The organism is Bacillus sp. FSL W8-0102 (genome assembly GCF_038007225.1).
Classification (GTDB): Bacteria; Bacillota; Bacilli; order Bacillales; family DSM-4216; genus Bacillus_O; species Bacillus_O smithii.
On sequence record NZ_JBBOWT010000001.1, the window covers coordinates 722449 to 745000 of the forward strand.

Consider the following 22552-nt stretch of genomic DNA (forward strand, 5'->3'; position numbering starts at 1 on the left):
CAAAGCAAAAAATTTATAATGTTATACAGAGGCGTAAAGAGGTGAAATCAGAGTGAAGGTGATTACGAAAATATCCGTCCAGCAAAATAACAAAGAGCGGTACAATATTTTTATCAATGAAGCCTTTGCCTTTAGTGTGGATGAGGCCGTTTTGGCACGTTTCCGACTAAAAAAAGGGATGGAGTTAGAGGAAGAGGACATCGCTGAAATTTTGCATGCGGATGAAGTTCGAAAGGGATACCAAGATTCGGTCTATTATTTGGCAAAAAGAATGAGAACCGAGAAAGAAATTCGAGAATTTTTGCGAAAAAAAGAATACAACGACGAGGTCATTGATCTCGTGGTCCAAAAGCTGTATGTACAACATTATCTTGATGATCGCGATTTTGCCAAGGCCTATGTCCAAACTCAAATGAAGACAACAGATAAAGGGCCGATTGTGGTGGCGGGGGAACTGGCGCAAAAAGGCGTGGATCAGAGTATTGTGGAACAAGTGCTGGAGCTGTATGGAAAAGAGGAGCAAGTAAACAAAGCAACAAAACTGATCGGAAAAGTATTTCAACGGAATTCTAATGAAGCTTTTCTTCAAAAAAAGCAAAAAGCGATTCAGCTTTTAAGGCGTAAAGGATTTTCCAGTGAGGTCATTTCCGAAGCGATCGCTGACAATATACAAAAAGACGAGGAAAACGAAAAAGAAGCGCTGTTTTACCAGACGGAAAAGGCATTTAGACGCTATCGGAGCGAAAGCGGGAACGAGCGTCTTCGAAAAGTTCAGCAATATTTGTATCGAAAAGGATTTTCAATGGAAGACATTCAGCAAGCGGTCGAGCAGTTCAAGGAAAAGAATGATTTTATTTGAAAATTGTTCCGCTTCTTTGCTTGCTGGAACGTCCATTTTTAGACAAAGAATACCAAGCTGAGCCAATCTTTTTTATCCTTGAATCCATTCTTGAGAAAAATACTAGCACCACGGCAATTGACATTTTCTTATAATTGGACACGTTATTTTCTTTTATCTTTTTTCATCATTAGCGATTCAAGACAAAGGTGCGGTAAAATGAAAAAGAATTATTGAAAGGGCTATTTGAGGCTTCTTTGAAATTGGTTCTTTCTTTTATGAGTGTTGGTGTATGAACCTATGAGCAAAAAAGTATGGGAGAAGGTGGACAATGGTGGAAAAACGCTACAGCGAAATGAGCGAATATGAATTAAAACAGGAAATCTCTCGTTTAAAAGAAAAAGCCCGCAAGGCCGAACAATTGGGAATGGTGAATGAATTGGCTGTGATGGAGAGGAAGGCGGCCATGGCTGAAGCTTACCTTCTCAATCCGGATGATTTTAAACCGGGTGAAGTATATGAGATTGCAGAAGATCCGGGGAACTATTTTAAAATCGACTATTTAAAAGGAGTTTTCGCTTGGGGGCACCGTCTGAATGGGAGCGGCCAGGAAGAAGCTTTGCCAATTTCGCTTTTAAGACGCAAGTCGGATGCATAATAAAGACTCCCATCCCAATAGTAAGGGATGGGAGTCGCAGGATTTCATGAAAGAAACGGATTGTAATTGGAAATCGTGCTAAGGCTCATTAGACCATTCTCTTTGGCCTGAAGCTTGCATACGTTCTTGAGGATGCGTGTTGGTTGTTCCGTCCGCCCGCTTTGAAGCGTATTCCGCCTTTGCTCGAGGCTCGCCCTCGAATTTATGGCTGTTTAGGTTCGGGAAATTTTTAGCTTTGTTCCGCATCGCCATAGCCTCCTTTTTACAAAGAGAAATCATCCTCTCTTTGCCTTTTTAGTATCGGTAAAATATGAACAAATTATGATAAAATCACGGCGACGTCAACTATCTAAGAAGCAGGGAGCGCTTTTTTTCTTTTGTATGAAGAATGTACGTATTTAATGGGAATTCGGGATGAAATCCAATTTTTTCCTCAGTTTTTCTTCGCTGAAAACCCATCCGGTATAGGATCCGATGATGTTATAATCTAGATCAAGCTGCACAACGGCGACAAAAGGATAGTGTCCATTGTTTCGATAGCGCAAATCGATAAATTTAATTTCATAACAGTCATCATATTTGGACAATTGCCAGCGGTAAACGGGTGAAAAGTTTAGAAAAGCCGATAAGTTTTTATCTTTTTTTGCCGCCTCTAAGAGCGGAGTATCAGGCATAGGCGTTCTTTTGAATTTATCCAAAATGGTAATCGACCGGCGATAGCCTCTTGCCACATAGAAATAGTCAGGTGTTTTCACAGCAATCCGCCATATAAAAAAACGGATCGTCGGAGCAATGATAATTTCTTCTGCATCCGGTATCAATTGCCTGACTGCTGAACGGATAGTCTGTTGGACTATAAATCTTACTATATAATAGAATAGGATCAGTACATATATGTTTAAAAACGTGATGCCGGGGTTGAATCCGTTAATCCATAGAATAATCCCGACCACATGAACCGCGAAAATAAAAGGATCAAAAGTATTGATCGTTCCAAGCGCCAGCCATTTGGTGGAAAACGGCCTCAGTGCCTGTGTGCCATATGCGTTAAAAATATCGACTAAAACATGGAGAAAGACTGCTAATTGGGTCCACATCCATAAATGAAATAAATTGACTTCCGGAAAAAGAGGCCCCAATACAGCACAAATCAATAAAGGCCACAACAGAACAGCGGGGATCGAATGGGTAATTCCGCGGTGATTTCGAATATAGACGGCATTGTTCTTTAATTTTAAAATGGTATCGATATCAGGAATTTGTGATCCGACGATAACTGATGCTAAAACAACGTTTGACGAAACGGTGCCATGGGAAATGACAGGATCCAGTGTGGATAAACCCCCTAGCGCAATTCCCATCACGAAGTGTGTTCCAGTATCCAAAAGGATTTCCTCCTTTGACATCCATCCTTGTTAAAAAAATGATAATGGGAATAAAAACGGATTGCAATGCAAGATATTGCCATTTGAGAAAATTTCAAAAGCCGATGGCGGCCGATTTTGCTTCTTTTCTACAAGCTAATTGAACAACTACCGTTAATGTACTGAACGAAAAGATATTTTGATTCCACGATTGTCTGAGAACGTCTCAATTTAATTTTTTTCATAGTATTCCCATTTTGTCTCAATATTAACATCACGGAGGTAAGCAGTGAAGGGCATGGATTTAAAAGAGATTGATACGGAAAAATTTCAACATGACTTACTGGAATGGTATAAACGTGAAAAAAGGAATCTTCCTTGGAGAAAAGAGTGTGATCCTTATAAAATATGGGTTTCAGAAGTCATGCTTCAGCAGACAAGAGTAGAAACCGTGATTCCTTATTTTGAACGGTTTATGGAAAAATTCCCAACTTTAGAAGCCTTGTCGGAAGCGGAGGAAGAACAAGTTTTAAAAGCCTGGGAGGGTTTAGGGTACTATTCAAGAATTCGAAACCTTCATTCAGCAGTAAAAGAAGTAAAGGAAAAATATGGAGGGAAAGTCCCGGATACATTGGAAGAGATGACTTCTTTGAAAGGTGTAGGCCCGTATACAGCGGGGGCTGTCTTAAGCATTGCATATGGTAAACCTTATCCTGCCGTTGATGGAAATGTCATGAGAGTCGCGTCTAGAATTTTATCGATTTGGGAAGACATTGCTAAACCGGCTTCTCGAAAGATATTTGAAGAAGCCATACATCGTCTTATGTATACGGAAGATCCTTCTTCGTTTAATCAAGCATTAATGGAATTGGGCGCTTTAATTTGTACTCCGACATCTCCGTCTTGTTTATTATGTCCGGTTCAAGAACATTGCCATGCATTTGAAGAAGGGGTTCAAGAAGAACTCCCTGTCAAAACGAGAAAGAAAAGCATGAAGCTTGTTCATATCGGAGCGGTTGTTTTGAAAAACAAAGAAGGTAAATTCTTGATCCATAAGCGGGAAGCAACCGGATTACTTGCAAATCTTTGGGAATTCCCTAATTTTGAAATGACCTCATTTTTAGATCCTGAAACGCGACTCCGTAAATTATTGGAAGAAACATACAAAATAGACTCTTTGATCCATAACGGCACATTTGCAAAAATCCAACATGTTTTTTCTCATTTGACTTGGGACATTGATGTTTACGCCGGCGAGATACAAAATGAGATACCGGAAGACGAAAGAGTGAAGCTGGTCAAACCCGAAGAGATTCAGGATTTTGCATTTCCGGTATCCCATCAAAAGATTTGGAAAGAATACAAAAGAACGATACGAGAATGAGAATCACCCCAAGCGTAAGCCTTGGGGTGACTTGAATTCTCTTATTTGACGGTATTTTATTAATCAGAAAATCACAAGAAGCCGTGTTTATTCTAATCCGGATTCCGCACCTTTTGTGAGACCGCCGCGCCTCATGATTTCTTCCGTAATTTCACGATGAAGCGTCTGTCCTTCTGCATTTAAATAAGGCATGATTTGTTGGAGAGCGTGATGAAAATAAGAAAGCTCCTCTGTTTTCCATTTGTTTTTTGGCGTCATCGATAATTCTGTCATATCACGACCGGTATACATTGTACTACCTCCGTTTCCATAAGTACTGTTAGTTTTCAATGAAACAGCTTTTTTTATACGAATGTGGGCATCTAAAAAGAGTTGTCCGACTTTCCAAGAAAAAGTAAAATAGAGGGGATATTCCATGCTGCAAAAACAGGGGATATTCCATGCTGCAAAAACGGTCCATCACATCCTCTTCAAGAGTAATGATAAACGGATAACAACACATTTGACTGACTTTAAGCAGAGAAGAATTTAGAATCTTCATCCGAAGGCAATGATACATAGGCTAACTTGTTTTATAAAAAATGGGAATAGGGAAGAAAGGATGAAAAAAATGAGCAATAAAGTTGCATTAGTAACGGGAAGCAGCCGAGGAATCGGGAAAGCGATTGCGATAGAATTAGCGAGAAAAGGCTATGATGTAGTGGTAAATTATGCTCGCAGCAAATCAAAAGCTTTGGAAACAGCAGAAGAAATTGAAAAACTGGGCCGAAAAGCGCTGGTTGTAAAAGCCAACGTGGGGGATGTCGAAAAAATACGTGATATGTTTCAGCAAATTCAAGAAGAATTTGGCCGTTTGGATGTATTTATTAACAATGCGGCCTCCGGTGTTCAGCGGCCGTTGATGGAGTTGGAAGAGAAGCATTGGGACTGGACCATGGATATTAACAGCAAGGCGCTCCTTTTTTGTGCACAAGAAGCGGCGAAATTGATGGAAATCAATGGAGGAGGAAGTATCGTCAGCATCAGCTCTCTCGGTTCCATTCGCTACTTGGAAAATTATACCGCTGTGGGCGTTTCAAAAGCGGCGGTTGAAGCTTTGACGAGATATCTTGCAGTGGAACTTTCGAAAAAGAATATTGTGGTCAATGCGGTATCAGGCGGCGCCGTTGATACGGAAGCATTAAAGCATTTTCCGAATAGAGAAGAAATGCTGGAGGATGCGAAAAAGAATACACCTGCCGGAAGAATGGTGGAAATTGAAGATATTGTGAATACGGTTATGTTTCTGATTTCGAAAGAAGCCTCGATGATTCGCGGGCAAACCATTATTGTCGACGGAGGCAGATCACTGCTCGTATAAAAATATTTTTAACTTTGTTTGGATATTTTTCACCTCGATGGACAAATTAATAACCGTGGAGGTGATAATGATGGCAAAACAAAACCAATTCACATCTAACACAAACGCGGAAAAAGTAAAACAACAAAACGCTGCATCTGCTCAAGGATCTAAATTTGGAACAGAATTCGCTTCTGAAACAGATGCACAGCAAGTAAGACAACAAAATGCTGCGTCTGCGAAAAACCAATCTCAATCTCAACAATCTTCTTTTGCGACTGAGTTTGGTTCTGAAACAGATGTGCAAAAAGTGAAACAACAAAATCAACAAGCAGAAAGTCGCAAAGCGCAAAATTCAAGCGGCTCAAATCAACAAAATCAATAAGTACACAAGGGAAGAGATACATAGTAGTATGTGTCTCTTCTTTTTTTAGTTGGAAAAGATGGAATCAATCATCATTATATGAAATCATCCTGCGAATGAAAAGTTAAAATTTTCGATGAAAATGTTGAAGAACCGACAGAAAAAGAGAAAGGAAAAAGGGCGGCTGGGAAGAAGTTAATAGAGGAGGATGTGACCGTTTGAGGGGTGATGATGATGTTAGATCGTTTTAATGTATTAGTAAAGGAACAAATGAAAACGATGGAGAAACTGTTGTTATTGCAACAGGAAATAGAGCGGTGCCAGCAAATGGAGAAAGAATTAAAAGAACTTCAGGATATTGCCGGAATGGAAAACCTTGAAAGTGAAATGGACGAGATGAGAAAAAAATTAAAGGAAATACAAAAGGTCTTTGAAGCCCAAACGGACGAAGTGATTCGTACTTATCAAGAGCAAACAGGCGTGAAATTATGAGCGGCGGCGAAAACCGTGGCTCTCTTTTGTTTTAATTTTAATGGTGAATCGTTATAATATGAAAGTAGAATTGTTTTTTCCTCCTCTTAGGGAAAAGACTGGTGAAATTTCTTTGATACGAAAGTAGGGGACAATCATGGTATTTCCCGCTGAAGGAGAAACCATACAAATTCATAGTTATAAACATGATGGCCATATTCATCGGATTTGGGAAGAAACGTTGGTTTTAAAAGCGACAGAACGTCTTGTCATTGGAGGCAATGACCGAACCATCGTTACGGAGTCCGACGGCAGAACATGGATGACAAGAGAGCCGGCCATTTGTTATTTTCATGCTGAGCATTGGTTCAATATTATTTGTATGATAAGAGAAGATGGGATCTATTACTACTGCAATTTAAGTTCTCCGTTTGTTTATGACTATGAAGCGTTAAAGTATATTGATTATGATCTCGACATTAAAGTGTTTCCCGATATGACCTACTCCCTCCTGGATGAAGATGAATACGCTGAACATCGAAAGCAAATGGGTTATCCTGATGTGATTGACCATATTTTAAAGCGGAATGTGGACAAGCTAATCAAATGGATTGAACAGCGCAAAGGTCCATTTGCACCTGATTTTGTAGACATATGGTACGATAAATATCTTTTCTTAAATAAAAGAAGGTATGGGGTCTGATCCTAAAGATGAGTCAGCCCCTTTTTCCATGGAAAAATAAAGAAGAATATTGATTTTTTGATGTAAGGAGGGGGAAATTTGGGAAGCATACGTAGATATATGAATTTTGTAAAACCATACAGGCGAGAAATTATCTCAACTTTGTTTATCGGGGCCATCAAATTTGCCATACCGCTCCTCATTCCGATTTTCATTAAATATGTGATTGATGATATCATAGGAAATCGTGAATTATCCACCGATATCAAAATCCATAAGCTTCTTTTTGTACTGGGAGTCATGTTTTTTATTTTTGTCGTATTGCGGCCGCCTGTTGAATATTTTCGACAATATTTAGCCCAAAGCACTGGAAATAGAGTGTTGTATGATATTCGAGACCGACTCTTTGAGCACATTCAAAAGTTAAGCTTTAAATATTATTCTAATCATCGGGCGGGCGAAGTGATTTCCCGGGTAATTAATGATGTAGAACAGACGAAGGATTTTGTGATTACAGGATTGATGAATATTTGGCTCGATTTGGCAACCATTTTCATCGCTGTTGGACTCATGCTGTCGATGGATGTCAAATTGACCATTGTTTCGCTTTTAGTATTTCCTCTTTATGCTTTTTCCGTCAAATATTTTTTTGGAAATTTAAGAAGACTGACAAGAGTGCGTTCGCAGGCGCTGGCAGAAATGCAAGGTTTTCTGCATGAACGAGTGCAGGGAATGCCTGTTATTAAAAGTTTTGCCATCGAGGACTTTGCCCAAGATCAATTCAAAGACCAAAATTCAAATTTTTTGGATAAAGCCCTCTATCAAACGAATTGGACAGCCAAATCATTTGCAGTCGTGAATACCATTACCGATTTAGCTCCTTTGATTGTCATTGCTTATGCCGGGTTTCAAGTGATTCACGGCCATTTATCAGTCGGAACGATGGCCGCATTTATTTCTTATGTAGATCGTTTATACGATCCTTTAAGAAGGCTTGTCAATTCATCTACCACCTTAACTCAGGCCATAGCTTCCATGGACAGAGTGTTTGAGCTGATCGATGAGAAATATGATATTACGGATCGTCCTGATGCCATTGAATGCAAGGATGTAAAAGGAAATATTGTATTTGATCATGTAAGTTTTGCTTACGATGAAAATGAACCGGAAGTGTTGAAAGATATCGACCTTGAGATTAAAGCGGGTGAGACGGTTGCTCTTGTCGGAATGAGCGGAGGGGGCAAATCTTCGCTAGTAAGCTTGATTTCGCGTTTTTACGATGTGACAAAAGGAAGAATTTTATTGGACGGTGTAGACATTCGCGATTTTAAAGTTCGGAGTTTACGTGATCATATCGGAATGGTGCTTCAAGATAATATTTTGTTCAGCGATTCTGTTAAAAACAATATCCTTCTCGGACGTCCGGATGCAAGTGAAGAAGAAGTGATCGCTGCAGCTAAAGCCGCAAACGCTCATGACTTTATTATGAATTTAGTCGATGGATATGACACGAAAGTGGGCGAAAGAGGGGTAAAGCTTTCAGGCGGGCAAAAACAAAGAGTCGCAATTGCCCGAGTGTTTCTGAAAAATCCTCCCATCTTGATATTGGATGAGGCTACTTCAGCGCTTGATTTAGAAAGCGAACATTTAATTCAAGAGGCACTGGAAAAGTTGGCAAAGGATCGGACCACTTTTATTGTTGCTCATCGGCTTTCTACTATAACTCATGCGGATCGAATTATTTTGATTGAAAATGGCCAAGTCGTTGAATCGGGCACTCACGAAGAACTTATGGCAAAACAAGGGAGCTACTATAAACTCTTTCAAGTGCAACAGCTGAATTAGAACGTAATCATGGGATACAGAAGGACTTTTTGAAACAAAAAAAGAAAAAGTCAGGAGAGAATATTTCGTTTCTTCCTGACTTTTACTCGTTTTCTTCTTTTATTTTCACTTCATTTTCCGACTTATGAAAACTTTGGAAGCTGTGAATCAGCATATCCAGATGCTCCACTTGTTCGCCATACTCTAAGATGGAGGTGACGATGTAGAGCAAATGGAAGGATTGGGTATCCTTGCTTCCGGAGTACTCTTCAATAATTTCGTCTAAAAATGCATCCATAAATTCCTTGCGGTTTAAATACACATCATGGACTTCTTCCAGCTCCGTTTTTTTCTTCGCTTTTCCAACAAACTTCAATAATATTTGCTCATGGTAGCTGATTAACGCATCGAGCATTTCTTGAATTCTTTTTTGAAGTTCCTCTGGAAGCTGCTGGATTTCATTTTCATAATGGTGAAGCCGTTTTAAAATCTCAAAGCTTTTTTTGACAGCAATGATCATTTGCCTGTAAATCACAAGTCGGCGATTTTTCGCAGTATGGCTGATTTTAAATGTATTTCTGTCTTCTTTGTACAATTTATATAACTCGTCCGTTTTGTATAATCGCTCGCTAATCTTGGATATGTCGAGTTTCAACAGTTGATAGTCAGAGGCATTTCGAGTGCTCAAGCGAATCCATTTCAAAATGTCCTCTGTCACGTTGTTTATATGCAAAAAAAGTTTCGTCTCATATTTAGGCGGCATAAAAATTAAATTGACGACAAAAGCGGCTAAAATTCCAAGCATAATGGTTCCAAAACGGAGGAGAGCAAATTGGATAAACTGTTCGTTTTGAACTTCCATAATCGCGATAATGGTCACTAGTGCCAAACCGACCGTATTATCAAGTTTTAATTTTAAAATAATGAGAATCGCGACAATAGAAGCCAGACCGACAAATACGATATGGTTGCCGAAGAAAACGACAGTTAGAATGGCAATGGCAGCACCAATCGCATTTCCTTGAACTTGTTCGACAATGGTTTTATAAGATCGATAAATAGTTGGCTGTATAGCAAAAACGGCTTGTATTCCGGCAAAAACAGGAGATGGCAATTGAAGAGCGCGAGCAATGGCCAATGCCAGGACAATCGCAATTCCTGTTTTTAATATGCGGGCACCAAGCTTCATAGCGCATTTTTCCTTTCTTAAGTTTTTACATGTAATGAAAATTGCTTTTCAAAAACGTCAAACGCTGACCTGGGAATGATATTATCTCCCTTTTTATATGATGTTTGATTTTCTCTATTTATCCCTACTTTGAATGTCCTTTTTTGTGATGGATCGTCTGAAACATTATTGTACTATACAATGGAAAAATAAGAATATCAAGAGATGTAGCCTTTTTTTGAAAAATAAAATTTTATCCAGTTTTTGCTTTTCATGAATTGGTCATTCTTGTTTTTGAAAGGTAAGTAAAACGAAGCGAAAAACGGCGAGATGATTAAAAGGAACGGTCAAGACAGGAGCAGAAGATTTTTTTGAACCTTAATGGAGTAAATGGAATTAGCGTCTATTTAAAACTGAATAAATTTACTGGCGATTTGCCCTTGACCTCCGTTGGCAAATAGCCGAGAATACCGTTTTTTTACGGGGGATAAGAAAAAGCGCCCTGTCAAAGGACGCTTGCAAACATGATAGCCGTTTCAACATGAAACTACCAGTTGGATATTATTTTATTTCTTGAGACATTTTTTCAAAAGCTCGCTCTACTGCTTGGATGGTTGTCCGGATATCTTCTTCCGTATGAGCGAGAGTAATAAACCAAGCTTCATATTTGGAAGGAGCCAGGTTAATGCCTTGATGAAGCATCAGTTTGAAAAAGCGGGCAAACCGTTCGCCGTCGCTTGCTTGCGCTTGAGTATAGTTTTCGACCTTTTCATCCGTAAAGTATACCGTAAGCGCACCTTTTAAACGGTTAATCGTAATCGGGATTTGATACGTTTGTGCTGCTTTTAAGATTCCTTCTTCCAACATAGCTCCAAGCCGATCGAGGTATTCATAGACACCGTCTTGCTTTAATACTTCCAAGCAGGCAATTCCCGCCAAAATAGAAGCTGGATTTCCGGCCATCGTTCCTGCTTGATAAGCTGGACCGAGAGGAGCTACTTTTTCCATGATATCCACTCTTCCGCCGTAAGCGCCAATTGGAAGGCCTCCGCCGATAATTTTTCCCATGGCTGTTAAATCAGGAATGACTCCGAGCAAATCTTGAGCTCCCCCGTACATAAAGCGGAATGCCGTAATGACTTCATCGAATATAAGCAGAGCGCCTGCTTTGTGCGTTAATTCTTTCACTTGTTCTAAAAATCCCGGCTTCGGCTCTACGATACCAAAGTTTCCGACAATCGGTTCAACTAATACAGCTGCTACTTCATTGCCCCATTTATCAATGGCTTCACGGAACGATTCGACATCGTTGTATGGAACGGTAATGACTTCTTTTGCGATGCTTTCCGGAACGCCCGCTGAATCAGGTGTTCCTAAAGTAGAAGGCCCTGATCCTGCCGCTACTAGCACTAAATCAGAATGTCCGTGATAACATCCTTCGAACTTTATAATTTTGGTTCTTCCGGTGTAGGCTCTTGCGACGCGGATCGTGGTCATCACAGCTTCGGTTCCGCTGTTGACAAAACGAACTTTTTCCAGCGAAGGTATGGCTTCTTTTAACATTTTGGCAAATTTCACTTCAAAAGGAGTCGGCGTTCCGTATAAAACCCCATTTTCCGCTGCTTTTTGAATCGCTTCGGTAATATGGGGGTGGGCATGTCCTGTAATGATAGGACCGTAGGCTGCCAAATAATCAATATATTTATTGCCGTCAACATCCCAAAAATAAGCGCCTTTTGCTTTTTCCATCGCAACAGGTGCTCCACCGCCAACTGCTTTATAGGAGCGGGACGGACTGTTAACGCCGCCGACGATATGTTCCAGCGCTTCTTTATGTAAACGTTCTGAATGGGTAAAGTCCATAAAAGTATTCCTCCTGCCGTGTCATAACTAATATTAAGTGTTTCATATATATTATTACATATTTCCTACCCATTTTCATAAAAATGAAATTTTCAGCGGCAAGCGTTTCAGGATCACTCTTTATCTTCTTCTTTTCGTTTTAATAACATTCTATCGGTCGGTGAAAGGTAACAGGAGGGTTATCGGATGCCGTATTTATTAATGGCCGCAGTGATTATTTGTATGACACTAAGTTTGCGCGAATTGTTTGTTCCTTCTAGATGGAAGTATAAAAAATTGTCTTTTGAAAACTTTCTCTTATTGGGATTATTATATGTGACGATCATGATCGGTTTTGGCCTTCTTTATTTGCTTTTAGAAATGCAAGGTTATGCCATTTTGACCGGAAAAGGAACGTACAGCGAAAGTTTTTTCGAAAAGCTCCATACCTCTCTTTATTTCAGCGGTATTACGTTGTTCACAGTCGGTTACGGAGATTTAGTTCCAAACGGTGTAGGGCGCTGGATTGCGCTAGTGGAGGCATGGCTGGGTTATACCATTCCGGCAGCTTTTGTCGTGAAAACTTTCATTGATTGGGAGAAATAATGTGAAACTTCCATCAGCCGAGCGGATAGTAAATAGAACCAAATGGATAAATAGGAGACGTTTCCCCCGTCAAGAAAGGAGATTTGCGGGATAAATTCAATTGCAAATTGTTTTAAAATTGGATACGCTAAGTTCAAAACGAATGGAGGGATTACATATGACATTGGCAATAGGTGAAGCGGCTCCTGATTTTGAACTTCCGGCCAGCAATGGCGAAAAGGTAAAATTATCGAATTTCAAAGGGAAAAATGTGGTGCTGTATTTTTATCCGAAAGATATGACTCCCGGCTGCACGACAGAAGCGTGTGACTTTCGGGATTATCATGATGAATTTTCCAAATTGAATGCCGTGATTCTGGGAATTAGCACGGATTCTTTGGACAAACATAAAAAATTTATTGAAAAGTACGATTTGCCTTTTTTGCTGTTGGCCGATGAAGACCATCAAGTATGCGAACTTTATGGCGTTTGGAAGTTAAAAAAGAATTTCGGAAAAGAATATATGGGAATCGAGCGTTCGACATTTGTTATTGATCAACAAGGAAGACTTGCAAAAGAATGGAGAAAAGTAAAAGTAAAAGGACATGTTGAAGAAGCTCTGGAATTTATTAAAAATGAGCTCTCGTAGCCTATTTTTAGAATGAGAAGGCAATTGTCCATGCATTATGTAGATTAAAACATACTGTAAAGTAAGGGCATACCTCCTCATGAAATAAATGTTTAGGGCCGGATCCACCGGTCCATTTTTCTTTGAACAAAAATATCGGGAGAAAGCAGCTATTCTTACAAATTTGCTTCAGCGCTTTTCTTATTTGTATTTTCTTCCAGTAAATCATGGTAAAATGGGCGTGGAGGCCAATTAACGATAAGAAATCTAAAATTTCCATAACGGAATAGACAAAATCAAGTGGAGAGGAGCAAAAAAAGTGGAAGTTGTTTTTTCATTTTTTCCGCCGGCTGATTTAAGAGAACAATTAATCAATGAATTTCCCGATTGTCATTTTCAATTTTATCGAAAAATTTCTGAAGCGGAATGGAAAAATGCTGAAGTCATCGTCACATACGGCGAAGATTTGTCAGAAAAAATCATTCATTCATCGCCGCGTCTACGATGGATTATGGTTTGTTCGGCAGGCCTTGAAAAAATGCCGTTTCAAGCTATCAAAGCAAAGAATATCCTCGTGACAAATGCCAGGGGAATTCATAAAATCCCAATGGCTGAATTCACATTAGGTCTCATGCTCCAACATGTTAAAAGATACCCTGAGCTCGCTGATTTCGAAAAACAAAAATTTTGGAATAAAAAACTGCCTTTGCAAGAATTGGCGGAAAAAGAAGTGCTTGTATTGGGGACGGGTGCCATCGGAAGCGAAATTGGCAGGCTTTCCAAAGCATTTCGAATGAAAACAAGCGGAGTTAATCGAAGCGGGAAACCAGTGGACTATTTTGATCGCATCTATACGTTTCAAGATTGGAACATTGCGCTTGGCACGGCCGATTTCATTGTCTCTGTTCTTCCAAGCACGACGGAAACCCGTTATCTTTTAAGGGAAAATCACTTTCAAAGCATGAAAGACACAGCTGTCTTTATCAATATCGGGCGGGGAGACCTTGTAGAAGAAAAAGTGTTGTTAAATGCTGCAAAACAGAATCAAGTGGCCCATATTTATTTGGACGTTTTTGAAAAAGAACCCCTTCCCCCGGAACATGAATTTTGGACATTGAATAATATTACGGTAACGCCGCATATATCCGCGATGTCGAAAAATTACTTGCCAAGAGCGTTTGAAATATTAAAACACAACTTATCTACATATATTACAGGAAGAAAAGATTTTTGGAATGTGGTCGATCTGGACAGGGGGTACTAGCGTTGAAAATTTATACGAAGACAGGAGATAAAGGAACAACTTCGCTTATCTACGGGCAAAGAGTTTCAAAAACCGATGCCCGCGTAGAAGCATATGGGACATGCGATGAGGCGAATACGCTCATTGGTTTATCGCTTAGCTATTTCGTGCATGAATCATTTGACGGAAAAGAAGAAGTAGCAAATGTTTTACAGCAAATTCAAACAGAACTTTTTTACGTTGGTGCAGAATTGGCTACTCCTCCCGAAAAAGAAGTGAAGTGGAAATTAAAAGAAAATAATATCCAATTTCTCGAAAAGATGATTGATCAATGGGATGGGAAATTGGAACCATTAAATAATTTTATTTTGCCCGGGGGCCATCCCGCGGGAGCCGCGCTTCATGCAGCCCGTTCTGTTGTCAGAAGAGCGGAACGAAAAGCGGTAAAAGTAGAAAAGGTAAATCCTCTTGTTCTGGCTTATTTAAATCGACTTTCCGATCTATTGTTTGTCGCAGCAAGATATATAAACGCTAAACTTGGGCAAAAAGAGAAGAAACTTTCTATAGAATCATGAGAATTTTGGATTGAAAACATTGACAAAATCACTATTTCATTAGTACACTTATTATAAAGATTACAAATTGAGAACGATTTTTATGTTAAAGTGAGGTGCATGACGGTGGCGCAGGAACATCTTAAAGAAGCTTTAGAAACGTTAAAAGATTCTGGAGTACGTATAACTCCTCAGCGTCATGCAATACTTGAATACCTGGTCCAATCCATGTCACACCCAACTGCGGATGAAATTTATAAAGCGTTAGAAGGTAAATTTCCCAATATGAGTGTGGCAACCGTTTATAATAATTTGCGAGTATTTCGTGAAGTTGGATTAGTGAAAGAGCTGACCTATGGCGATTCATCCAGCAGATTTGATTTTGTAACAACCGACCATTACCATGTCATTTGTGAAGAGTGCGGCAAAATTGTCGATTTTCACTATCCCGGACTGGACGAGGTTGAACAATTTGCTTCGCATGTTACTGGTTTTAAAGTTAGTCACCATCGGATGGAGATTTACGGGATTTGTCCGGAATGCAGTGCCAAAAAAGAAGTTCATTAAAAAGAATTGTTCTAAAAAGGAACAATTCTTTTTTTGCTATTTATTTCGTTTTTTTCGATTGTACTCCTCATTAAACTCTTTGCCCTCCAAAGAAGGATCGAGCGTAAGGGGCTCTCGGCAATACATGCACATATCTACTCTGCCAAGCATTTTTGTTTGTTTTCCACAGTTTGGACAAACCACCACAACCGCCCTTGTCGAAAGCATTCCAATCCAAAAATACACAACGACACTCGCCATGATGCTTAAAAATCCCAGCATCATAAAAATCGTCATGATCAATGGATGATTTCGAAAAAATAAACCTATGTACATTATCAAAAAACCGATAAAAATTAACGAAAGTGCAAAAGTACGAATACGGTTAATCTTACTTTTATAATTTTTGGCCATCCCATCCCCTCCTAACGTAACTATATCATACTTTACGCTTTGAAGTCGGTTAATGTTTTAAAAGGAATAGAAGGAAAATCAGCAGTTTTTGTCGAAATTAGTAGAATGAAAAAATTTAATGGAGGAATTTTTTATGGAGGATATCCTTCGGCCCATTTATCAAGAGAGAGCGAGCTCAAAAAATACGCTTGGCATTTTATCCATCGAAAAAAGAGAAGGATGGAATTATCGAGAAGAAACATTTGACAACATTTTATTAGTAATTGCAAAAGAAGTCGAAAAAAATTTGCTGGTTAAACATTATGCATATCAAGATAAGAAAGCCGCTCTCTATATTGTGGACGAAGAGCAGTTGAAGGAATGGCTTCTTTTAGGAACGAATCGAAAAATATTGAACTGGTTTTCCGATGGGAAAATTGTGTTTGACCGGAATGACTATGTTCATCGATTGAAAAATGAGTTACGAGAACCTTCTGCCAATGAAAGAAATTTGAAAATGGCGATTGAATTTTCAAAGATTATCAAGTCCTACACAGATGGAAAAGCATTTTTTCATAATGGTCATTACATGGATGCATATCATCATATTTCCCGCTCTCTTTATCATTTAGCATGCTTGGCGATCATCGAAAAAGGATTTCAACCGGAGCAGACAATGTGGGATCAAGTGAAACAATTGAATCCTGAAATTTACAAACTATACGAAGAACTGCTGACCAGCAACGAAAATATAGAAAAACGGTTGGAACTTCTTTTCTTGGCGAGTGAATTTCTTATTCATTCGCATACGGAATCCGGTGTTTCTCATTTTCTAAATGTTTTAAGAAAAAAAGACTACTGGTCTATTGATGATTTGATAAACCATCCGGAAGTAAAATATTACGCTATCGATTTGGAAACCCTCTTGGAGTATTTAATTCATCAAAATTATGTGCGGATTGTTCAGGCAGAAACGAAAGGAATTCATATTTATCATCGATTCTATAAAATTTTTTCTTAAATTGCAATATTAAATGCAACAAGTATTGAAAGACCAGATAACCCATGATTAAGTAGAATCGGGACACTCTGCGCGACTTGACGTGGAGTGGTGGGCATGGTAGCCTGGTTGGCCCAGCCAGTACCGTATACCTGGCTTCATGGCTGGTAGCCATGCCCGCAGAGGCTCTTTGTCAAGTTGCTAAAAACCAACCCTTTGGGTTAGCTGGCTTAAGGTTAAGAAGCTAAGCCAGCTAACTCTATTTGGAAACACTCCTCAGGTGTACGATAATTGAGGATCTTCCTTGGAAGATGGTTACACCAATTTTCAACATAGGTAATGGTTTCGTCTGCCACAGAGGAAATGGGTCTCCCCTTTGGTATGAAGCGCCTAATAAGGCCATTATGACGCTCGTTGGTTCCTCGTTCACAGGATGTGTAAGGGTGTGTAAAATAAACCTCTGTTAGATCTTTTTCAACACTAAGGCCGAGGTCAGCAAATTCAGAACCGTTATCAGCCGTAATGGTTTTAAACACTTTAGAGAACCGATTACCATAAGACACTTTCAACTGAGATATGACTTCTGAAACGGATAGACTATCCTTGGCTGTCACTCTCAAAATTATTTCTTTACGGGTTTTGCGCTCAGTAAGAGTCAATAAGGCCTGATCTTTAGTCTTCTTGCCTATAACCGTATCAATTTCCCAGTGACCAAACTCTTGGCGTTCATTGACTTCAATTGGTCGCTCATCGATACTGCGTCCTAAGATCTTCTTATTCTTCCGGTTACGTTTTTTCTTGGTGTTCAGGGTAATTTTCATAGGTAGGTCAATGTTTTTAACGCCTATAAGTCCTAGATCAATATAGTTATAAAGGGTCTTGGTGCAAACCATTTTGTCTTTGAATTTCCCATCACGTTTGGCTCTCCCACATACCGCATCAGGAGACCATTTCTTATCAAGGATCTGAGTTTCGGCATACTTAATAAACTCGATGGCATCGTCTAGTTTTAGCTTGCGGCCACAGGCTTTCCTGTTTCTCTCATAGAGAAGTTGACCTGTGTCTGGAAAATAGACATGAACAATTTTCCCGTTGCTTTTTCTTTGTGGCACTGTACCTCTTCTTAACTCACGGGAGATGGTGCTTTTGTGACAACCAACATAATCTGCAATCTCCTGTTGAGTCTTACCAGCAGCGTGTAAGGCCGCAATTTTCCCACGGTCATAAGCCGTTAAGTGTTTGAAATGCCGAGCTCCTATGGTAGAATTAGTAATTGCCATAGATAAATCCTCCGTATCGATATTGTTTTAGTCGACTTAATCATACGTGGTTTATCTATGGTTTTTCATTTTTTATGCTTGTTGCATTTGATTATACAACTAGCCTATAAAATTTTTTCATAAAAACGAAAAAAAGTGATTGACGTAATTATGTTTTCTTGTTATAGTAATAAACGTCGCTGCTGGATGTGATTGAAAACAGCAGCGGCTCAAAAAAACATTGACAGTGACTTTAGTTGTATGATATTATTGAAAAGTCGCTATCATTAGATAGATCCTTGAAAACTGAACAAAACGAAGCGTAAACCAATGTTTCAATTGAAACAAGCCAAGTCAAATTTCTTTTTGGAGAGTTTGATCCTGGCTCAGGACGAACGCTGGCGGCGTGCCTAATACATGCAAGTCGAGCGGACTTTCAAGAAGCTTGCTTTTTGAAAGTTAGCGGCGGACGGGTGAGTAACACGTGGGCAACCTACCTGCAAGACAGGGATAACTCCGGGAAACCGGGGCTAATACCGGATAATATCTTCCTTCGCATGAAGGAAGGTTGAAAGGCGGCGCAAGCTGCCGCTTGCAGATGGGCCCGCGGCGCATTAGCTAGTTGGTGAGGTAACGGCTCACCAAGGCGACGATGCGTAGCCGACCTGAGAGGGTGATCGGCCACACTGGGACTGAGACACGGCCCAGACTCCTACGGGAGGCAGCAGTAGGGAATCTTCCGCAATGGACGAAAGTCTGACGGAGCAACGCCGCGTGAGCGAAGAAGGTCTTCGGATCGTAAAGCTCTGTTGTCAGGGAAGAACAAGTACCGTTCGAACAGGGCGGTACCTTGACGGTACCTGACCAGAAAGCCACGGCTAACTACGTGCCAGCAGCCGCGGTAATACGTAGGTGGCAAGCGTTGTCCGGAATTATTGGGCGTAAAGCGCGCGCAGGCGGTCTCTTAAGTCTGATGTGAAAGCCCACGGCTCAACCGTGGAGGGTCATTGGAAACTGGGAGACTTGAGTGCAGAAGAGGAGAGCGGAATTCCACGTGTAGCGGTGAAATGCGTAGAGATGTGGAGGAACACCAGTGGCGAAGGCGGCTCTCTGGTCTGTAACTGACGCTGAGGCGCGAAAGCGTGGGGAGCGAACAGGATTAGATACCCTGGTAGTCCACGCCGTAAACGATGAGTGCTAAGTGTTAGAGGGCTTCCACCCTTTAGTGCTGCAGCTAACGCATTAAGCACTCCGCCTGGGGAGTACGGCCGCAAGGCTGAAACTCAAAGGAATTGACGGGGGCCCGCACAAGCGGTGGAGCATGTGGTTTAATTCGAAGCAACGCGAAGAACCTTACCAGGTCTTGACATCCTTCGCTACCTCTAGAGATAGAGGGTTCCCCTTCGGGGGACGGAGTGACAGGTGGTGCATGGTTGTCGTCAGCTCGTGTCGTGAGATGTTGGGTTAAGTCCCGCAACGAGCGCAACCCTTGACCTTAGTTGCCAGCATTCAGTTGGGCACTCTAAGGTGACTGCCGGTGACAAACCGGAGGAAGGTGGGGATGACGTCAAATCATCATGCCCCTTATGACCTGGGCTACACACGTGCTACAATGGATGGTACAAAGGGTCGCGAAACCGCGAGGTGGAGCTAATCCCAAAAAACCATTCTCAGTTCGGATTGCAGGCTGCAACTCGCCTGCATGAAGCCGGAATCGCTAGTAATCGCGGATCAGCATGCCGCGGTGAATACGTTCCCGGGCCTTGTACACACCGCCCGTCACACCACGAGAGTTTGCAACACCCGAAGTCGGTGAGGTAACCCTTACGGGAGCCAGCCGCCGAAGGTGGGGCAGATGATTGGGGTGAAGTCGTAACAAGGTAGCCGTATCGGAAGGTGCGGCTGGATCACCTCCTTTCTAAGGAAGAAGAAAAGCAGAGGCGACTGTTCAGGTGCGACAAGCACAAGACAGCTTGCGAGGAGGTAGTATTTCAACCACCGCAGCAAGATGGATTGTGACCTCGAGCACCTAGGAGCCGGAGCTGGACAGATATGAATGAGCGCTTTCGTTTTGTTCAGTTTTGAAGGATTTCATCCTTCCAAGTTGTTCCTTGAAAACTAGATAGAAGAAAGAAGCAGCATAAACCGAGTATCGCCATCTAGGATAAAACCAACATGGTTAAGTTAGAAAGGGCGCACGGTGGATGCCTTGGCACTAGGAGCCGATGAAGGACGGGACTAACTCCGAAAAGCTCCGGGGAGCTGTACGTAAGCGTTGATCCGGAGATTTCCGAATGGGGAAACCCGCTGCCCGTAATGGGGCAGCATCCTTGCCTGAATCCATAGGGTAAGGAAGGCAACCCGGGGAACTGAAACATCTAAGTACCCGGAGGAAGAGAAAGCAACAGCGATTCCCTGAGTAGCGGCGAGCGAAACGGGAACAGCCCAAACCAGAAGGCTTGCCTTCTGGGGTTGTAGGACACCAATGGTGGAGTTACAAAGGAACGAGGTAGACGAAGAGGTCTGGAAAGGCCCGTCAGAGAAGGTAACAACCCTGTAGTCGAAACTTCGTTCCCTCCCTGGTGGATCCTGAGTACGGCGGGACACGAGGAATCCCGTCGGAAGCTGGGAGGACCATCTCCCAAGGCTAAATACTCCCTAGTGACCGATAGTGAACCAGTACCGTGAGGGAAAGGTGAAAAGCACCCCGGGAGGGGAGTGAAAGAGAACCTGAAACCGTGTGCCTACAAGTAGTCAGAGCCCGTTTACGGGTGATGGCGTGCCTTTTGTAGAATGAACCGGCGAGTTGCGATCTCATGCGAGGTTAAGTCGAAAAGACGGAGCCGCAGCGAAAGCGAGTCTGAACAGGGCGCATGAGTATGGGGTCGCAGACCCGAAACCAGGTGATCTACCCATGTCCAGGGTGAAGGTGAGGTAACACTTACTGGAGGCCCGAACCCACGCACGTTGAAAAGTGCGGGGATGAGGTGTGGGTAGGGGTGAAATTCCAATCGAACTTGGAGATAGCTGGTTCTCTCCGAAATAGCTTTAGGGCTAGCCTCAAGGGAAGAGTCTTGGAGGTAGAGCACTGTTTGGACTAGGGGCCCTCATCGGGTTACCGAATTCAGACAAACTCCGAATGCCAGTGACTTATCCTTGGGAGTCAGACTGCGAGTGATAAGATCCGTGGTCAAAAGGGAAACAGCCCAGACCGCCAGCTAAGGTCCCAAAGTATACGTTAAGTGGAAAAGGATGTGGAATTGCTTAGACAACCAGGATGTTGGCTTAGAAGCAGCCACCATTCAAAGAGTGCGTAATAGCTCACTGGTCGAGTGATTCTGCGCCGAAAATGTACCGGGGCTAAACGTATCACCGAAGCTGCGGGTGGACACCTTCGGGTGTCCGCGGTAGGAGAGCGTTCTAAGGGCAGAGAAGCCGGACCGGAAGGACCGGTGGAGCGCTTAGAAGTGAGAATGCCGGTATGAGTAGCGAAAGAAGGGTGAGAATCCCTTCCACCGAATGCCTAAGGTTTCCTGAGGAAGGCTCGTCCTCTCAGGGTTAGTCGGGACCTAAGCCGAGGCCGACAGGCGTAGGCGATGGACAACAGGTTGATATTCCTGTACCACCTCTTTTCCGTTTGAGCGATGGGGGGACGCAGGAGGATAGGGTAAGCGCACTGTTGGATGTGCGTCCAAGCAGTGAGAGGGGCAGCGAGGCAAATCCCGTTGCCACTAACCTCAAGCTGTGACGGCGAGGGAATGATAGTACCGAAGTTCCTGATTCCACACTGCCAAGAAAAGCCTCTAGCGAGGAAAAAGGTGCCCGTACCGCAAACCGACACAGGTAGGCGAGGAGAGAATCCTAAGGTGTGCGAGAGAACTCTCGTTAAGGAACTCGGCAAAATGACCCCGTAACTTCGGGAGAAGGGGTGCTTTTTGGGGTGCATAGCCCCGAGAAGCCGCAGTGAATAGGCCCAGGCGACTGTTTAGCAAAAACACAGGTCTCTGCGAAGCCGTAAGGCGAAGTATAGGGGCTGACGCCTGCCCGGTGCTGGAAGGTTAAGGGGAGCGCTTAAAGCTTTGCTTGAAGGTGCGAACCGAAGCCCCAGTAAACGGCGGCCGTAACTATAACGGTCCTAAGGTAGCGAAATTCCTTGTCAGGTAAGTTCTGACCCGCACGAAAGGCGTAACGATCTGGGCACTGTCTCAACGAGAGACTCGGTGAAATTATAGTACCTGTGAAGATGCAGGTTACCCGCGACAGGACGGAAAGACCCCGTGGAGCTTTACTGCAGCCTGATATTGAATTTTGGTACAGCTTGTACAGGATAGGTAGGAGCCTGAGAGACATGAGCGCCAGCTTGTGTGGAGGCGCCGGTGGGATACTACCCTGGCTGTACTGAAATTCTAA

At 42.0% G+C, this 22552-nt stretch carries 21 protein-coding genes and 2 rRNA genes (1 of these 23 cut by a window edge); 16 read left to right on the plus strand and 7 right to left on the minus strand.

Features of this window, described 5'->3' with window-relative positions; all coding sequences use genetic code 11:
* Window positions 1-52: 52 nt before the first annotated feature.
* Together recX and N1I87_RS03445 are read left to right on the plus strand one after the other, a co-directional pair.
* Complete coding sequence (gene recX, locus N1I87_RS03440; protein ID WP_341100674.1) at window positions 53-859, plus strand: recombination regulator RecX; 807 nt, start codon at window positions 53-55, stop codon at window positions 857-859.
* Window positions 860-1169: 310 nt separating this feature from the next.
* Entirely contained in the window at window positions 1170-1496 is a 327-nt protein-coding gene (locus N1I87_RS03445; RefSeq protein WP_003353800.1) for a YfhH family protein, read from the plus strand.
* Between the two features lie 78 nt (window positions 1497-1574).
* Here N1I87_RS03445 and N1I87_RS03450 read toward each other — a convergent pair whose 3' ends face one another.
* Together N1I87_RS03450 and N1I87_RS03455 are read right to left on the minus strand one after the other, a co-directional pair.
* Window positions 1575-1742 (minus strand): small, acid-soluble spore protein K, encoded by a 168-nt coding sequence (locus N1I87_RS03450; RefSeq protein WP_048622738.1) that lies wholly within the window; start codon window positions 1740-1742, stop codon window positions 1575-1577.
* A gap of 152 nt (window positions 1743-1894) precedes the next feature.
* Window positions 1895-2881 (minus strand): metal-dependent hydrolase, encoded by a 987-nt coding sequence (locus N1I87_RS03455; RefSeq protein WP_003353803.1) that lies wholly within the window; start codon window positions 2879-2881, stop codon window positions 1895-1897.
* 277 nt (window positions 2882-3158) lie between these two features.
* On the opposite strand from N1I87_RS03455, the gene mutY reads away from it, so the two are divergent.
* On the plus strand, window positions 3159-4244 hold the full coding sequence (gene mutY, locus N1I87_RS03460) for an A/G-specific adenine glycosylase (RefSeq protein WP_341097258.1): 1086 nt from the start codon (window positions 3159-3161) through the stop codon (window positions 4242-4244).
* Window positions 4245-4331: 87 nt separating this feature from the next.
* Here mutY and N1I87_RS03465 read toward each other — a convergent pair whose 3' ends face one another.
* Window positions 4332-4535, minus strand: a complete 204-nt coding sequence (locus N1I87_RS03465; protein ID WP_270584442.1) for a cytosolic protein — start codon at window positions 4533-4535, stop codon at window positions 4332-4334.
* 319 nt (window positions 4536-4854) lie between these two features.
* On the opposite strand from N1I87_RS03465, the gene fabL reads away from it, so the two are divergent.
* The 5 genes from fabL to N1I87_RS03490 all read left to right on the plus strand — a co-directional run bounded on the left by fabL (window position 4855) and on the right by N1I87_RS03490 (window position 8945).
* Window positions 4855-5604, plus strand: coding sequence for an enoyl-[acyl-carrier-protein] reductase FabL (gene fabL, locus N1I87_RS03470; RefSeq protein ID WP_270584441.1), 750 nt, complete (start codon window positions 4855-4857; stop codon window positions 5602-5604).
* Between the two features lie 70 nt (window positions 5605-5674).
* Window positions 5675-5968: a gamma-type small acid-soluble spore protein gene (locus N1I87_RS03475; RefSeq protein ID WP_040341207.1), complete on the plus strand. Its 294-nt coding sequence runs from the start codon at window positions 5675-5677 to the stop codon at window positions 5966-5968.
* A 210-nt stretch (window positions 5969-6178) separates the two neighbouring features.
* A complete protein-coding gene (locus N1I87_RS03480; protein ID WP_003353808.1) occupies window positions 6179-6439 on the plus strand; it encodes a YgaB family protein in 261 nt (86 codons plus the stop codon).
* A 136-nt stretch (window positions 6440-6575) separates the two neighbouring features.
* On the plus strand, window positions 6576-7121 hold the full coding sequence (gene ntdP, locus N1I87_RS03485; protein WP_003353809.1) for a nucleoside tri-diphosphate phosphatase: 546 nt from the start codon (window positions 6576-6578) through the stop codon (window positions 7119-7121).
* Between the two features lie 78 nt (window positions 7122-7199).
* Window positions 7200-8945, plus strand: coding sequence for an ABC transporter ATP-binding protein (locus tag N1I87_RS03490; RefSeq protein WP_003353810.1), 1746 nt, complete (start codon window positions 7200-7202; stop codon window positions 8943-8945).
* Between the two features lie 82 nt (window positions 8946-9027).
* On the opposite strand, the gene N1I87_RS03495 is transcribed toward N1I87_RS03490, so the two are convergent.
* Entirely contained in the window at window positions 9028-10113 is a 1086-nt protein-coding gene (locus N1I87_RS03495; protein WP_003353812.1) for an FUSC family protein, read from the minus strand.
* A 540-nt stretch (window positions 10114-10653) separates the two neighbouring features.
* The gene (locus tag N1I87_RS03500; RefSeq protein ID WP_270584512.1) at window positions 10654-11955 is read right to left on the minus strand and encodes a glutamate-1-semialdehyde 2,1-aminomutase; all 1302 of its coding nucleotides are present in this window, start codon (window positions 11953-11955) and stop codon (window positions 10654-10656) included.
* Window positions 11956-12141: 186 nt separating this feature from the next.
* Here N1I87_RS03500 and N1I87_RS03505 point away from each other — a divergent pair, with 186 nt between their 5' ends.
* From N1I87_RS03505 to perR, 5 genes are all read left to right on the plus strand, one after another.
* The gene (locus N1I87_RS03505) at window positions 12142-12540 is read left to right on the plus strand and encodes a potassium channel family protein (RefSeq protein ID WP_003353814.1); all 399 of its coding nucleotides are present in this window, start codon (window positions 12142-12144) and stop codon (window positions 12538-12540) included.
* 157 nt (window positions 12541-12697) lie between these two features.
* A complete protein-coding gene (gene bcp / locus N1I87_RS03510) occupies window positions 12698-13168 on the plus strand; it encodes a thioredoxin-dependent thiol peroxidase (protein WP_003353815.1) in 471 nt (156 codons plus the stop codon).
* 298 nt (window positions 13169-13466) lie between these two features.
* Entirely contained in the window at window positions 13467-14411 is a 945-nt protein-coding gene (locus N1I87_RS03515; protein ID WP_341095256.1) for a D-2-hydroxyacid dehydrogenase, read from the plus strand.
* A gap of 2 nt (window positions 14412-14413) precedes the next feature.
* A complete protein-coding gene (locus N1I87_RS03520) occupies window positions 14414-14965 on the plus strand; it encodes a cob(I)yrinic acid a,c-diamide adenosyltransferase (protein WP_003353817.1) in 552 nt (183 codons plus the stop codon).
* Between the two features lie 105 nt (window positions 14966-15070).
* Window positions 15071-15511 (plus strand): peroxide-responsive transcriptional repressor PerR, encoded by a 441-nt coding sequence (perR, locus tag N1I87_RS03525; RefSeq protein WP_003353818.1) that lies wholly within the window; start codon window positions 15071-15073, stop codon window positions 15509-15511.
* A 36-nt stretch (window positions 15512-15547) separates the two neighbouring features.
* Here the strand turns inward: perR and N1I87_RS03530 are convergent, their stop codons facing one another.
* Window positions 15548-15904 (minus strand): YgzB family protein, encoded by a 357-nt coding sequence (locus tag N1I87_RS03530; RefSeq protein WP_327824549.1) that lies wholly within the window; start codon window positions 15902-15904, stop codon window positions 15548-15550.
* 133 nt (window positions 15905-16037) lie between these two features.
* On the opposite strand from N1I87_RS03530, the gene N1I87_RS03535 reads away from it, so the two are divergent.
* The gene (locus tag N1I87_RS03535) at window positions 16038-16904 is read left to right on the plus strand and encodes a nucleotidyltransferase-like protein (RefSeq protein WP_341100677.1); all 867 of its coding nucleotides are present in this window, start codon (window positions 16038-16040) and stop codon (window positions 16902-16904) included.
* 215 nt (window positions 16905-17119) lie between these two features.
* On the opposite strand, the gene N1I87_RS03540 is transcribed toward N1I87_RS03535, so the two are convergent.
* A complete protein-coding gene (locus N1I87_RS03540; protein ID WP_048622401.1) occupies window positions 17120-18163 on the minus strand; it encodes an IS30 family transposase in 1044 nt (347 codons plus the stop codon).
* Window positions 18164-18505: 342 nt separating this feature from the next.
* Between N1I87_RS03540 and N1I87_RS03545 the strand changes: the two genes are divergently transcribed.
* Together N1I87_RS03545 and N1I87_RS03550 are read left to right on the plus strand one after the other, a co-directional pair.
* A 16S ribosomal RNA gene (locus N1I87_RS03545) occupies window positions 18506-20060 on the plus strand.
* A gap of 259 nt (window positions 20061-20319) precedes the next feature.
* Window positions 20320-22552 (plus strand): 23S ribosomal RNA (locus N1I87_RS03550) (it continues 700 nt past the right edge of the window).
* Together the 16S and 23S rRNA genes form the textbook arrangement of a ribosomal RNA operon.

Bases quoted from the DNA above. Each gene is read 5' to 3' on its own strand.
- N1I87_RS03445 (WP_003353800.1), top strand. From the start codon at position 1,170: ATGGTGGAAAAACGCTACAGCGAAATGAGCGAATATGAATTAAAACAG.
- N1I87_RS03450 (WP_048622738.1), bottom strand. From the start codon at position 1,742: ATGCGGAACAAAGCTAAAAATTTCCCGAACCTAAACAGCCATAAATTC.
- mutY (WP_341097258.1), top strand. From the start codon at position 3,159: ATGGATTTAAAAGAGATTGATACGGAAAAATTTCAACATGACTTACTG.
- N1I87_RS03465 (WP_270584442.1), bottom strand. From the start codon at position 4,535: ATGTATACCGGTCGTGATATGACAGAATTATCGATGACGCCAAAAAAC.
- fabL (WP_270584441.1), top strand. From the start codon at position 4,855: ATGAGCAATAAAGTTGCATTAGTAACGGGAAGCAGCCGAGGAATCGGG.
- N1I87_RS03475 (WP_040341207.1), top strand. From the start codon at position 5,675: ATGGCAAAACAAAACCAATTCACATCTAACACAAACGCGGAAAAAGTA.
- N1I87_RS03480 (WP_003353808.1), top strand. From the start codon at position 6,179: ATGATGTTAGATCGTTTTAATGTATTAGTAAAGGAACAAATGAAAACG.
- ntdP (WP_003353809.1), top strand. From the start codon at position 6,576: ATGGTATTTCCCGCTGAAGGAGAAACCATACAAATTCATAGTTATAAA.
- N1I87_RS03495 (WP_003353812.1), bottom strand. From the start codon at position 10,113: ATGAAGCTTGGTGCCCGCATATTAAAAACAGGAATTGCGATTGTCCTG.
- N1I87_RS03500 (WP_270584512.1), bottom strand. From the start codon at position 11,955: ATGGACTTTACCCATTCAGAACGTTTACATAAAGAAGCGCTGGAACAT.
- N1I87_RS03505 (WP_003353814.1), top strand. From the start codon at position 12,142: ATGCCGTATTTATTAATGGCCGCAGTGATTATTTGTATGACACTAAGT.
- bcp (WP_003353815.1), top strand. From the start codon at position 12,698: ATGACATTGGCAATAGGTGAAGCGGCTCCTGATTTTGAACTTCCGGCC.
- N1I87_RS03530 (WP_327824549.1), bottom strand. From the start codon at position 15,904: ATGGCCAAAAATTATAAAAGTAAGATTAACCGTATTCGTACTTTTGCA.
- N1I87_RS03535 (WP_341100677.1), top strand. From the start codon at position 16,038: ATGGAGGATATCCTTCGGCCCATTTATCAAGAGAGAGCGAGCTCAAAA.
- N1I87_RS03540 (WP_048622401.1), bottom strand. From the start codon at position 18,163: ATGGCAATTACTAATTCTACCATAGGAGCTCGGCATTTCAAACACTTA.